Origin of the sequence: Flavobacterium sp. T12S277, from assembly GCF_048514875.1 — a bacterium.
Classification (GTDB): domain Bacteria; phylum Bacteroidota; class Bacteroidia; order Flavobacteriales; family Flavobacteriaceae; genus Flavobacterium.
Genome location: NZ_JBLYEG010000003.1, coordinates 145348 through 158415, shown reverse-complemented (window position 1 = coordinate 158415; position 13068 = coordinate 145348). Strand labels below are relative to the sequence as shown.

The 13068-nt window shown below is 37.2% G+C and carries 12 protein-coding genes; 7 read left to right on the top strand and 5 right to left on the bottom strand.

Features of this window, described 5'->3' with window-relative positions:
* Positions 1-80: 80 nt before the first annotated feature.
* The 5 genes from ACN1CN_RS06970 (at position 81) to ACN1CN_RS06950 (ending at position 5866) form a co-directional block, all read left to right on the top strand.
* On the top strand, positions 81-1352 hold the full coding sequence (locus ACN1CN_RS06970; RefSeq protein ID WP_264523223.1) for an adenylosuccinate synthase: 1272 nt from the start codon (positions 81-83) through the stop codon (positions 1350-1352).
* Positions 1353-1407: 55 nt separating this feature from the next.
* Positions 1408-1989: an NUDIX domain-containing protein gene (locus tag ACN1CN_RS06965; RefSeq protein ID WP_419135238.1), complete on the top strand. Its 582-nt coding sequence runs from the start codon at positions 1408-1410 to the stop codon at positions 1987-1989.
* Positions 1990-2028: 39 nt separating this feature from the next.
* A complete protein-coding gene (locus ACN1CN_RS06960) occupies positions 2029-3546 on the top strand; it encodes a S41 family peptidase (protein ID WP_419135126.1) in 1518 nt (505 codons plus the stop codon).
* Positions 3547-3627: 81 nt separating this feature from the next.
* On the top strand, positions 3628-4509 hold the full coding sequence (locus tag ACN1CN_RS06955) for a L,D-transpeptidase (RefSeq protein ID WP_419135125.1): 882 nt from the start codon (positions 3628-3630) through the stop codon (positions 4507-4509).
* Positions 4510-4708: 199 nt separating this feature from the next.
* The gene (locus tag ACN1CN_RS06950; protein WP_419135124.1) at positions 4709-5866 is read left to right on the top strand and encodes an FAD-dependent oxidoreductase; all 1158 of its coding nucleotides are present in this window, start codon (positions 4709-4711) and stop codon (positions 5864-5866) included.
* Positions 5867-5928: 62 nt separating this feature from the next.
* On the opposite strand, the gene guaB is transcribed toward ACN1CN_RS06950, so the two are convergent.
* The 4 genes from guaB to ACN1CN_RS06930 all read right to left on the bottom strand — a co-directional run bounded on the left by guaB (position 5929) and on the right by ACN1CN_RS06930 (position 10493).
* Entirely contained in the window at positions 5929-7401 is a 1473-nt protein-coding gene (guaB, locus tag ACN1CN_RS06945) for an IMP dehydrogenase (RefSeq protein WP_264523219.1), read from the bottom strand.
* Between the two features lie 183 nt (positions 7402-7584).
* Complete coding sequence (locus ACN1CN_RS06940) at positions 7585-8991, bottom strand: DUF5723 family protein (protein WP_419135123.1); 1407 nt, start codon at positions 8989-8991, stop codon at positions 7585-7587.
* On the bottom strand, positions 8988-9542 hold the full coding sequence (locus ACN1CN_RS06935) for a hypothetical protein (protein WP_419135122.1): 555 nt from the start codon (positions 9540-9542) through the stop codon (positions 8988-8990). The genes ACN1CN_RS06940 and ACN1CN_RS06935 overlap by 4 nt, the downstream gene beginning before the upstream one ends.
* Positions 9543-9626: 84 nt before the next feature.
* The gene (locus ACN1CN_RS06930; protein WP_419135121.1) at positions 9627-10493 is read right to left on the bottom strand and encodes a hydroxymethylglutaryl-CoA lyase; all 867 of its coding nucleotides are present in this window, start codon (positions 10491-10493) and stop codon (positions 9627-9629) included.
* Between the two features lie 209 nt (positions 10494-10702).
* On the opposite strand from ACN1CN_RS06930, the gene ACN1CN_RS06925 reads away from it, so the two are divergent.
* Positions 10703-11317, top strand: coding sequence for a hypothetical protein (locus tag ACN1CN_RS06925; protein WP_419135120.1), 615 nt, complete (start codon positions 10703-10705; stop codon positions 11315-11317).
* A gap of 4 nt (positions 11318-11321) precedes the next feature.
* The gene (locus ACN1CN_RS06920; protein ID WP_419135237.1) at positions 11322-12029 is read left to right on the top strand and encodes a DUF3307 domain-containing protein; all 708 of its coding nucleotides are present in this window, start codon (positions 11322-11324) and stop codon (positions 12027-12029) included.
* Here the strand turns inward: ACN1CN_RS06920 and ACN1CN_RS06915 are convergent.
* A complete protein-coding gene (locus tag ACN1CN_RS06915; RefSeq protein ID WP_419135119.1) occupies positions 12015-13049 on the bottom strand; it encodes a quinone-dependent dihydroorotate dehydrogenase in 1035 nt (344 codons plus the stop codon). The two genes, ACN1CN_RS06920 and ACN1CN_RS06915, sit on opposite strands and share 15 nt — an antisense overlap.
* Between the last annotated feature and the right edge of the window lie 19 nt (positions 13050-13068).

The window sequence follows — 13068 nt, the reverse complement described above, 5'->3', positions numbered from 1 at the left end:
TCAAAAAATATAAAAAAAGAAAATTAACTACATTAATCAGTAGGGCAACTCGGATTGCCTCAACGCAAATTAAAAATAGAATGACCGTAGATTTATTACTAGGATTACAATGGGGAGATGAAGGTAAAGGAAAAATTGTTGACGTTCTTACCTCAAATTATGATATTATTGCACGTTTTCAAGGAGGACCAAATGCAGGACATACTTTAGAATTTGACGGAATTAAACACGTACTTAGAACCATTCCTTCCGGAATTTTTCATAAAAAATCAGTAAACATCATTGGTAATGGTGTTGTAATAGATCCGGTAGTTTTTCAAAAAGAAATTGAAGGTTTAGAGAAGTTTAACCTTGACATCAAAAGCAAACTGATCATTTCAAGAAAAGCACATTTAATTTTACCAACACACCGTTTATTAGATGCTGCATCTGAAGCATCAAAAGGGAAAGCAAAAATCGGCTCTACTCTTAAAGGAATTGGACCAACTTATATGGACAAAACCGGAAGAAACGGATTGCGTGTTGGAGACATCGAATTAGAAGACTTTAAAGAGCGTTACAGAGCGTTAGCTGACAAACATGAAGCAATGATTGCTTTTTATGATGTAGCGATTCAATACAATCTGGCTGAACTTGAAAAAGAGTTTTTTGAAGCTATTGAAGAATTAAAAAAACTGGATTTCATTGACAGTGAAGAATACATGTACCAGGCTCAAAAAGCTGGTAAATCAATCTTATGTGAAGGAGCTCAGGGTTCTTTATTAGATGTTGATTTCGGAACTTATCCGTTTGTAACTTCATCAAACACTACAGCTGCCGGAGCTTGTACCGGTTTAGGAATTGCTCCTAACAAAATCAAAGAAGTATACGGAATTTTCAAAGCTTATGTTACACGTGTAGGTAGCGGACCATTCCCTACTGAACTTTTTGACGAAGTAGGTGCAACAATGGCGAAAGTTGGAAACGAATTTGGATCTGTTACAGGAAGACAAAGACGTTGTGGATGGCTGGATTTAGTAGCTTTAAAATATGCCGTACAGGTAAATGGAGTAACTCAGTTAATGATGATGAAAGGTGACGTTCTTTCAGGATTTGAAACCTTAAAAGTTTGTACTGAATACAACTACAAAGGACAAAACATTTCTCACTTTCCATACAACATCGAGCCTGAAAATGTAACTCCTGTTTATAAAGAATTTAAAGGATGGCAAGCTGACTTAACCGGAATGACCTCTTACGATCAATTGCCAATCGAGCTAAAAGAATATATTGAATTTATTGAAGCAGAAGTTGGAGTGCCAATCAAAATTGTATCGGTTGGACCAGACAGAAAGCAAACGATAACAAAATAATCCCTCTAAACGCTCTGATAATCAGAGCGTTTTTTTTATATAAACATTTCTAATGATGAAAAATCCAAAAATTAAAGTTACCGAAACTCAGTTATTATCAGACAATTGGTACATCCTAAATAAGGTAACTTTTGATTACGAAATGAAAGATGGTAAAATAGAATCTCATATTCGTGAAGTATATGACCGTGGAAACGGAGCCGCTATTTTACTCTACAATACCACTAAAAAAACGGTTATTCTGACCCGACAATTTCGTTTACCTACCTATTTAAATGGAAATAAAACCGGAATGATGATCGAAGTCTGTGCCGGTCTTTTGGACCAGGATCATCCCGAACAGGCTATTATTCGCGAAACCGAAGAAGAAACCGGGTATCGTCTGCAAAAAGTAGAAAAAGTGATCGAAACCTACATGTCACCAGGATCTGTAACCGAAATTTTATATCTGTTCGTTGGAGAATACGACGAAACAATGAAAGTAAACGACGGTGGCGGATTAGACGCGGAACAAGAAAATATTGAGGTTCTGGAATACACCTTTGATCAGGCCTACGCCATGATTCAATCCGGCGAAATTACAGATGCGAAAACTATTTTATTGTTACAGCATGCGAAAATAAAAAATTTATTGTAAGATTTATTTTACTATATTTGACAAAATAAAACTGATCAAATGCACTATTTTAGAATTTTTCTTATTCTGTTTCTTCCTTGTCTGCTCTTTTCACAAAATGAAAAATGGCCTGCTGCAAAACTAAAACAGGATTTATCGACTTTTAAGGAAATTAGAGAAAAAGCCAATTCAGGAGTTTATAAATACCGAACCAAAAAACAGATCGACAGTATTTATTCGTGGGCGTTTTCAGAATTAAAAAAACCTAAATCGCTACTGGATTTCTATAAAATAGTCCTCAAAATCACTGATTTTGAAGGCAGCGTACACAATGACACCAAACTTCCCGATGAATTTCTAAAAAAATACACATCGGGAAAAGTTTTCTTTCCCTATCCTGTAAAACTGCTCAGTAATAAAATAATTGTCAATTTTAAGAATTCCGAAATTCCTATTGGATCTCAAATTCATAAAATCAATGGTATTAAAATCGAGAAAATAATCTCTCATTTCTACAAATATTACACGACCGACGGTTACAACATGTCGGGGAAATCAATAGGAATCACTGCTTCATTCGGAAGGTATTTCGAACTGGAATACGGCCCAAAAGAGCATTTCCTGGTCGAATATTCACTCCCCGATCAAACTCAAAAACAATCCAAAACGATTGCCGCTGTTTCGAACGATCAAAGAAAACAAAACTTTAAAAACCGACATTCTTTACCTATTGATAGCCTGTTCTATGGGGAAATTAAAAACAAATACACTTTCAAACTCGCTGCTCCAAATACTGCATTACTTTCTATACCCACTTTTGCAATTGGAATAAATGCAGAAGACAAAGAACATATAGTTTATAAAAAGTATCTCGACAGCTGTTTTCAGCTTCTCACGCTGCATCCGAAAATCAAAAATTTAATTGTAGATGTTCGAAGTAATGGTGGCGGAAGCGATCCTAACGACCTTGTCGCTTTTTCTTATCTAACACAAAAACCGTATCGAGAAAATACATCGGCATTTATTAATTTCCAAAAAGTTCCCTACCCTCAGTATTTTATTTATCAAGAAACTGAGCCACAAAAAAAGATCGAAGAGCTCCATGAATTTGAAGCCGAACTTAAAGAAGAATATCCTGAACTGAAAGGAAAACTGTACCTGCAAGATCCTAAATTCAATCGTTTGTTACAGCCCGATAAAAACAGCTTTAAAGGACAGATTTATCTATTAATAAGCCCCAGAATAGCCTCTGCTGGATCGCTCTTTGCTTCTTTAGTCGCAGGCCATACCAACGCTATAATTGTTGGTGAAGAAACAATGGGTGGTTATTACGGTCATAACGGACACACACCCGTGGAATACGAACTTCCGAATACAAAAATAAAAACGCAATTTTCGATTGTTAACCTCGAACAGGATGCCCCTAAAAAACCCAATCAGATTTTTGGCAGGGGTGTAATTCCCGATCATGAAGTCATACAGACTATTGATGATTTTGTACAAAATAAGGATACGCCGTTTGAATATACGTTGAAATTAATTGACTCAAAAGATAAAACAGAAACAGGTTCCAAATGAAAATCCAACAAACTATTCAGGTAATTGTATAAACGATTTGACTGGTAATCAAATAACTTTACTAGTATAAAAAATACAATTATGAGAAAGTTACGATACCCCTCAAGTATTTTACTACTGGTCGTTTTGGTTTTAATAAGTTCTTGTAAAAAGAATGAAACAACCGAAACGAAAGGCAAAGTAAAGCCTAAAAAAACGATCGAACGTACGCAACCGAAATTAATCTCCTATCATTTTGAAAACACAAAAGAATGGCTTAAAACCAATGCCTCCGACAGCAGTAAACTTCGCATTGCCTACGCCATAAACCGAACGGATCAAAAGAACTTCGTCAAAATGGACTCAGTTGTTATTCCTGCTGATTTCACAGGTGATTTGGTCTACTATCTTCCATTTCCAACTCATGTCGCCGCTTTAGAAGAAGTTTCGAAAGTGATCCTTTTCTCCTATCCTACTCAGGCATTTGCTGCTTATGAGAATGGAGAGTTAATATACGCAGGTCCAACCAATATGGGACGAAAAAAAGATCCCACACCAACCGGATTGTTCTTTACCAACTGGAAGGCCGAGAAAACAACCAGCACCTTTAACGACGAATGGGACTTAAAATGGAATTTTAATATCGAAAATAAATTGGGAGTCGGTTTCCATCAGTATGATTTACCGGGATACCCTGCCTCGCATTCTTGTTTGAGATTACAGGAAAACGACGCCAAAGATCTTTACAAATGGGCTGACGAATGGATTTTGAAAGACCGGGAAAATGTAAAAGTAAAAGGAACTCCAGTGATTGTTTTTGGAAATTATCCTTTTGACACCCCAAAACCCTGGTATGCATTAGTAAAAAATCCTAAAGCACTGGATCTATCAGAATCAGAAATAAAAACCCAAACCCAGTCCTTTATACAGGAGATCTTAGAAAATCAAAAACTTAGAGAAGCCGAACAATCTGCTACGCCCTAACTCTATTTTATAAAAAGCGACAGCATTACAATCAGTCAAAACCATCTCTCAAAAGGTTCTGACTGATTTTTTTTTATAAAATTCACGCCCCCACTGAGCCTATGAACCTTTGCACCTCTGCGCCTTTAAAACTATTTAACACTTAAATGAATAAACGTTCATTTATTATTTATATATTTGTTGCCTAATTCAACAAGACATGAACCATTCACTTATAAAAAACAAAAAGATCGTCATTATTGGTGGCGGGCCTGTTGGTTTAACCACAGCGAGAATTTTACAAATTAACGGTGCTGATGTAACCGTTTACGAAAGGGATCTAAATGCACAGGCCAGAACTTCGGGCGGGACATTGGACATTCATTCGGATTCAGGTCAAAAAGCAATCGAAAAAGCAGCTTTAATGGAGGTCTTCTATCAGTACGCACGTCCAACCGGCGAAAAAATGGCTGATATGCAGGGGAACATTACTTCAGCTGAGATGCCGGGCGAAGAAAATGCCTATGCACGACCTGAAATTGATCGTAATGATTTGAGAAAAATCATGCTCGAAAATCTAAATGCCAATACGGTAATTTGGGACAGTCATTTAACCCATATTGAAAAAACGGGAGCACAATACCATTTAGAATTCAAAAATGGCACTACCACAACCGCCGATTTTGTGATAGTTGCCAATGGCGGAAGATCGAATGCGAGAAAATTTGTAACGCATAAGGAACCTCAACTTTCGGGAACGTACATTATTCAGGGAGAAATTACCCACCCTGATCGTGATTATCCAGAATTCAAACCCAAATATGGCGACGGAAATGTAATGGCAATGGGCGAACAGAAAATGTTTTATACGCATACCTTACGCGACGGTTCCGTTCATTTCGGAGTTTCTTTTAAAGCAGATGAAAACTGGATCTCAAACCACGGAATTGACTTTGAAGATCTCACCGCCGTACGAGCTTTTTTGAATGAAACTTTTAAAAACTGGGGTGATGACTATAAAAAATTCTTTGCCGTTGCAGCTGATTTTTCTGGGCTGCCTTTGCGTTTATTCTCTTTGGAAGAACCCTGGGAAAAACATTCTAATATTACACTTGTTGGTGATGCCGCACATTTAATGCCTCCCTTTGCAGGCGAAGGTGTCAATATGGGACTGATGGACGCCTATCAATTAACCGAAAACTTAACCAATGGAACATTTGAAACGCTACAGGACGCCATTGACGATTATGAACAAAAGATGTTTGGCTATGCCTTAGAAGCACAACGACAAACTTCTAAAATGGAAAATCTACTGCACTCTGACATCACAACCGAAGACATTATGAACAGCCGCATTGGTCATAAAACCGAATCGTAAAAATCAAAAAAGGCATAAGAAACGAACTCTTATGCCTTTTGTTTTATGTCGAAAACTAAAAATTATCTTGAATAATTTGGAGCTTCTTTTGTAATTGTAACGTTATGCGGGTGACTTTCTGTAATTCCACTTGATGTAATTCTAACAAAACGTCCGGACTCCTGTAAAGTTGGAATGTCTTTTGAACCACAGTATCCCATTCCGGCACGAAGACCACCAATGAACTGAAGCATACTTTCGTTTAACTCTCCTTTGTAAGGAACACGTCCAACAATTCCTTCCGGAACTAATTTTTTAACATCGTCTTCAACATCCTGAAAGTAACGGTCTTTTGAACCACCTTGCATGGCTTCTACAGAACCCATTCCGCGGTAAGATTTGAATTTTCTTCCTTCGAAAATGATCGTTTCTCCCGGAGATTCTTTTGTTCCTGCTAGTAATGATCCTAACATTACACAATCAGCACCTGCAGCGATAGCTTTAGGAATATCTCCTGTGTAACGAATTCCACCATCAGCAATTACCGGAACTCCTGTTCCTTTGATCGCCGCAGCTACTTCAAGAACTGCTGAGAATTGAGGAAAACCAACACCTGCAACGATACGGGTTGTACAGATAGAACCAGGTCCGATTCCAACTTTAACACCGTCAGCACCGTTTTCAACTAAGTATTTAGCCGCTTCCGGAGTCGCGATGTTACCTACAATTACATCTATGTTTGGGAATTTAGATTTTACTTCTTTCAGGGTATTTACAACCCCTTCAGTATGTCCGTGAGCAGTATCAATAATAATAGCATCAACACCTGCAGCCACTAAGGCTTCAGCTCTTTGAACCGCATCACCAGTAACTCCGATTGCCGCTGCCACTCTCAAACGTCCGAAAACATCTTTGTTTGCAATTGGCTTTTGAGTCAGTTTTGTAATATCTCTGAAAGTAATTAAACCAACTAGTTCGTAGTTAGCATTTACTACCGGTAATTTTTCGATTTTATGTCCTTGTAAAACTACTTCTGCCTGCTCTAAAGAAGTACCTTCAGCAACAGTCACTAAGTTTGTGCTAGTCATTACCTCAGCGATTGGTCTTGCTCCGTTTTTTTCGAAACGTAAATCACGGTTGGTAACGATTCCTTTAAGTATTTTATTTTCGTCAACGATTGGAATACCACCGATTCCGAATTCTTTCATTGCATTTTTTGCATCTGCAATAGTTGAATTTGTTGGTAAAGTTACCGGATCGATAATCATTCCCGACTCCGCACGTTTTACTCTTCTAACTTTCGCAGCTTGTTGCTCGATCGTCATGTTTTTATGTAAAACACCAATTCCACCTTCCTGAGCCATAGCAATCGCCATTGAACTTTCGGTAACGGTATCCATAGCAGCTGATACTATAGGAACATTAAGTGTTATATTTCGTGAAAACTTTGATTTAATACTCACTTCGCGAGGAAGCACATTCGAGTAGTTAGGTACTAATAATACATCGTCGTAAGTTAAACCTTCGCCGATAATCTTGGAGTTGTGTGCTATCATGGTGCAATTTCTAGTTGAATTGCGTGCAAATATAGTGAATAAATTGATAACTTGAATGCTAACTTATTCATAAATTTATATTTACAGGAAAGGTATTACAAATTATGACAGGGAAATAAAGACATCATTAATAGTCTCAGTCGCAGTTTTCAGTCGCAGTTTACATTTTACAATTGAGAAAGGCTATTCATCAGAATCTTCATTAAAAATAAAATTAAACCCAAACTGAAACGCCATACTATTGGCTTTTGAAACGTCTTTGAATTCTAAAACATTATTGACGAGAACATACATATTTAGTTTTCCCAATGTGCCGGAAAGTCCCAAACCTATATTCTTACTCGAATAAGAGTCAACGGTATAAGTCGCTTTTACATCTAACTTTTCGAAAATACTGCGTCGGTAAAAAGCGGTTACCGCAACAAAAGGTTCTACAGGTAAAGCCATAGCAAACAACTGCCCTCCTACACCATTCACGTATTTTCTGGTGACTTTTCCTTTGCAATTACAGTCTTCTTCATCAGAACGTGATTCGCCAAAGGAGTACTGTAGCGAAGAATAGAATTTCGTTGGTCTGCGGGTGGTGTATTTATTGTAAAGTGTGTCGCGTGGTATTGCCTTATCAAATTCATCAAAAATGTTCTTTGGTTCGTTTGAATTCATAAAATCAGGATTTACACCCTGGTATTGATACGTTCCTTTATAGGTTAAAGTCTCAATATCTTTGGACTGTCTCACAAACCCCAGATCAACAATACTTCCGGTAAGCTGAAGATTATCTTTAAAATAATAGGTAAATCCTGCGTCAAATCCCAAACCTAAACTTCCGTTAAAAAAAGTATTGTGTACAAGATCCTTTGGAATACTCCCATCGTACTCATCTTTTGTAAATGCCGCAATCCCGGAAGTCCTTATTTCCAAATTAGAAGAAATTACCTGATTGTACAAATTAGGAGTTCCCGCAGCCTGACCGGTATAAATAAATCCTGAATTTCGGGTTGATGTAGCATTGGCACCACTCGAATAAATCTTGGCACGACCACCCAGTACTAATTTCTCACTTAGCTTTTTATGAAAACCTACATGAAATACGGAGAGTATTTCGGCTCTCATGTTTAAATCGGCCAAATTGAACGATTTCCCAATATGATCTTTATTCCCGTCTAATGCCAGTACGGCAAGATCCTTAGGAACGTACATTAAAAAATCAAATTCCTGATAGAGACCGAACGAAATGTACGACTTACTGTCTCTTCCTCCAACCCTGAAACCTCCCGAAAACAACTCGAGCTGCTGATTGATCTGAGTTTTGTCTTTACTTGATGATTTATTAATGACATTTCGGACTTTATCGTTGAAATTCACCCCATTATTGGCAAACAAATCATAAGCCGAAAAGCTGCCTGAACCCAAATTTGCCGAAACTCCGGACAAAACCGGAACTCCAAAATAATATTTATAGGCAACATCTGCCCCCGGATTTACAAGCGAAGATTGTGGAATGGCGATAAAATTATACAGCACTTCTTTATTTTGAGCCAAACAAGAAAGCTGAAACAACACTATGAAGACTAGCTGTATCTTTCTCATTCGATTACCATATAAGCGGTTGCACTTGAACGTAATTTTAAACTGCCTGCACTGGTTCCGTTTAAAGGCGGACCGGGTGCCATTACAACTACAAAACCAAGTTTTCGGGATTGCTTTAATAAATCTAATCGTTGATTTTCGAATACTTCAGTAGGATATTTTATAACATTTGTGCCTCCTGAATAGGCAGGAATGGCAAGTGTGATGGTTTGAAGAATTTTATTGTTATCGTCCAGAAGCAATACATTAAGTGTAAAAGCCCTGTTTATCGTATTCTCCATTTCAAAATCAAACTCAGCTTTAACGAGATTGTCTCTTAAAAATTTTTCTTTAAAAATATCAAAATCCTGAACATCAAAAGCTATTTGCTGTTCGGTACCATTGTCTATAAACGAAGCTGCAGGGACATCAAAATAAGCCAGATTAGCCACAAAAGCAGGTTCTAACTTTAAGTCTTTAGTCTGATCAAAGTCCAGATCGCTGGAACATGAAGCAATAAAGATGGATAAGAATAGTATTTGAGAAATTCTCTTTATAAAATGTAGTCCCATGGTATTTATACATTATCTAAATACTAACAACGCTGATTTGCTATCACTTATTATTTGTCTTTGTTTAGTAAATATAGTTATTTTCTAATGAAATTTCCCAAACAATTTTGATGCTTCATTGTAGGCACTCTCAAAACTTAAAGAGTTCAGGCCTGTGGTTTTTTTATTAGATGTAAAGTAAGAGATCAGCTTTTCGGTAGGCATATTACCTGTGAGTTTATCGGTTGCCATCGGACAACCGCCAAACCCCTGAATAGCCCCGTCAAAACGGGTACAACCTGCTTTTGAAGCCGCATCTATTTTCTCGAACCAGCTGTTTGGTGTGGTATGCAGATGCGCGCCAAACTCAATTTGCGGATACTTCGGAATCAAATTTGAAAAAAGATAGGTGATTACTTCCGGTGTAGAACTACCAACAGTATCGGAAAGCGATAATATTTTCACCCCCATTCCGGCCAGCTTCTCTGTCCATTCGCCTACGATCTCTACATTCCACGGATCACCATAAGGATTTCCGAATCCCATAGAAAGATAGGTAACGACTTCTTTGTTTTTCTGATCGGCAATTTCAAGAATTTCTTCGAGCGTAATTAAAGATTCGGCGATGGTTTTATGGGTGTTTCGCATCTGAAAGTTCTCAGATATCGAAAAAGGAAATCCAAGGTATTGAATAGGTTCATGTGCTGCAGCCAGCGATGCTCCTTGTGTATTGGCTATAATCGCTAACAACTTGCTTGTAGTTTGCGATAAATCAAGCTGCGCCAAAACTTCAGCAGTATCCTGCATTTGAGGAATTGCTTTTGGAGATACAAAACTTCCAAAATCAATGGTATCAAAACCCACTCTCAACAGAGCCTGTATATACGAAACCTTATTTTGGGTAGGTATGAAAGTTTTGATGCCTTGCATAGCATCACGCGGACATTCGATAATCTTGATTTCTTTATTCAAAGCTTACTCTTTTATAATGGCTAAGTTAGTTTCTTTTTTAAAGAAATAAAAGTTATAATTTTCTTTAATTACATTACGTGATATGGTAACAATTAACAATATTACGCAAAAACGTAACAATTGACAATGTTACATAAAAACGTAACATTTAAAAAATATTAACTACATTTGTAATACTATTATTATTCTTTTTATTTATATTTGAAGCTATGACTAGTGTAATTACAGGAGATATAATCGATTCCAGAAAGCAAAAATCAAAAGACTGGGTAACCTCCTTAAGGGAAATCTTATCTCCTTTTGGAGAAACACCTCTCCAATGGGAAATTTACAGAGGGGATGAATTTCAAATCGAAATAAAGAATCCTGAAGAAGCTTTATTGGCCGCCATTCTAATCAAAGCACATTTAAAAGCCTTAAAACTGGATGCACGAATGAGTATTGGCATTGGAAATAAAACGCATGATGCTGAAAAAGTTTCTGAAAGCAATGGTTCTGCCTTTATACATTCGGGGGAACTTTTTGAGACTTTAAAGAAACTAAAAGTAAGTTTAGCGCTGCGAACCGGCAATACCGTTATCGACGAAAGAATGAATTTAATGATTCAGCTTGCTCTTACTTTTATGGACAATTGGCCTGCTCAATCTGCCGAATTTGTAGCAATTGCAATAGAAAATCCAAGTTTGTCACAAGAAGAATTAGCCCCGAAATTAGGGATAAAAAGAGCCGCTGTAAGCCGAAGACAAACACGAGCTCAATTTGATTTAGTATTGAATTTAGACCGCTATTTCAGAACACAAATAAAACAACTTGTAACGTTATGATTTTATTTATAAAACTACTTTTAGCACATTTACTAGTGATTTTACAGCGCAGCCCAACTCGTGGGTAACCGACAAAGAAGCCAAAAAACATAAAAGTGTTTATTTATACCTTCATATTCTTTTGCATGGGATTTTAGCCGCCATTTTGGTTGGAGAAATTCAATTTCTTCCATATGCACTCCTAATTGCCGTATCTCATGGTATTATCGATTTAATCAAGCTCCATTTACAGAAAAATAAAACAAAACGCAGTTGGTTTATAGTAGACCAATTGCTGCACATTTTAGTTTTAATTGGAGTTGTTTTTCTCTACAAAGGCGAAACAGTCCATTTTCATTGGTTCAACAATCAATTTTGGATTTTAATCACTGGAGTTTTATTCATCACAAAACCAACTTCTATTCTCATTAAAACCATTATTTCGATTTGGAACCCGGAAAGTCAAAATAGCCACAATGAAAATTCGCTCTCCAAAGCAGGAAATTACATTGGTATCTTAGAAAGATTGTTTGTCTTCTGTTTTATCTTAACAGGTCATTTCGAGGCTATCGGCTTCTTATTGGCTGCGAAATCAATTTTTAGATTTGGCGATTTAAAAGAAGCCAGAGACCGAAAACTAACCGAATATGTTCTAATCGGTACGTTAATCAGTTTTGGAATTGCGATTGCTGCCGGGCTACTTGTTCAGGTATTGCTTTTACAATTGTTTTAAAACCTTTTTATTGATTGCTTTTATCAAGGCTGGCCCTTCATAAATAAAACCGGTATACAACTGCACCAAACTCGCTCCTGCATTTAGTTTTTCGATAGCATCGTCTGCGGTGTGAATTCCCCCAACTCCAATGATTGGGAAAGCTTTATTGCTTTTTTCCGAAAGAAAACGAATGACCTCTGTCGAGCGTTTCGTTAATGGTTTTCCTGACAATCCTCCCATTTCTACCTGATTGGCAGACTGTAATCCGTCGCGGGAAATTGTAGTGTTTGTTGCAATCACACCTGCAATCTGGGTAGTTTTTACAATATCAATAATATCCAGCAACTGCTCGTCTGTAAGATCGGGAGCAATTTTTAGTAAAATTGGTTTTATCTTTTGTGTACTTGTTTTTTGCTTCTCTACGTTTCTGTTTTGCAGCGTTTGCAATAAAGCCGTTAAAGGCTCTTTGTCTTGCAGGGCACGTAAATTTGGTGTATTTGGCGAACTTACATTGACCACAAAATAATCTACATGATCAAACAAAGCGTCAAAACAACTGATATAATCGTCAACTGCATTTTCGTTTGGTGTTACTTTGTTCTTTCCAATATTACCACCAATCAGAACTCCTGAATTCTTTTTCAAACGCTCTACGGCTTCCAGAACTCCGCCATTATTAAATCCCATTCGATTCACAATCGCCTGGTCTTCTTTCAATCGGAATAAACGTTTTTTAGGATTTCCCTCCTGTCCGACAGGAGTCACGGTACCGATTTCAATAAAACCAAATCCAAAATCCGACAATTCTTTATACAACTTGGCATCTTTATCGAATCCAGCGGCCAGTCCTACGGGGTTTTTAAATTTGATTCCAAAAACTTCGCGTTCCAAACGGCTGTCTTTTACTTCGTAAATGGCTCTGATAATTGATGAAACACCAGGAATTTTTGAAATGAATTTAACAAATGAAAAAGTAAAGTAATGTACTTCTTCCGGATCAAACCAAAAAAGTATCGGGCGAATTATCAATTTATACATAGTAGTGTGTTGTTGTTTT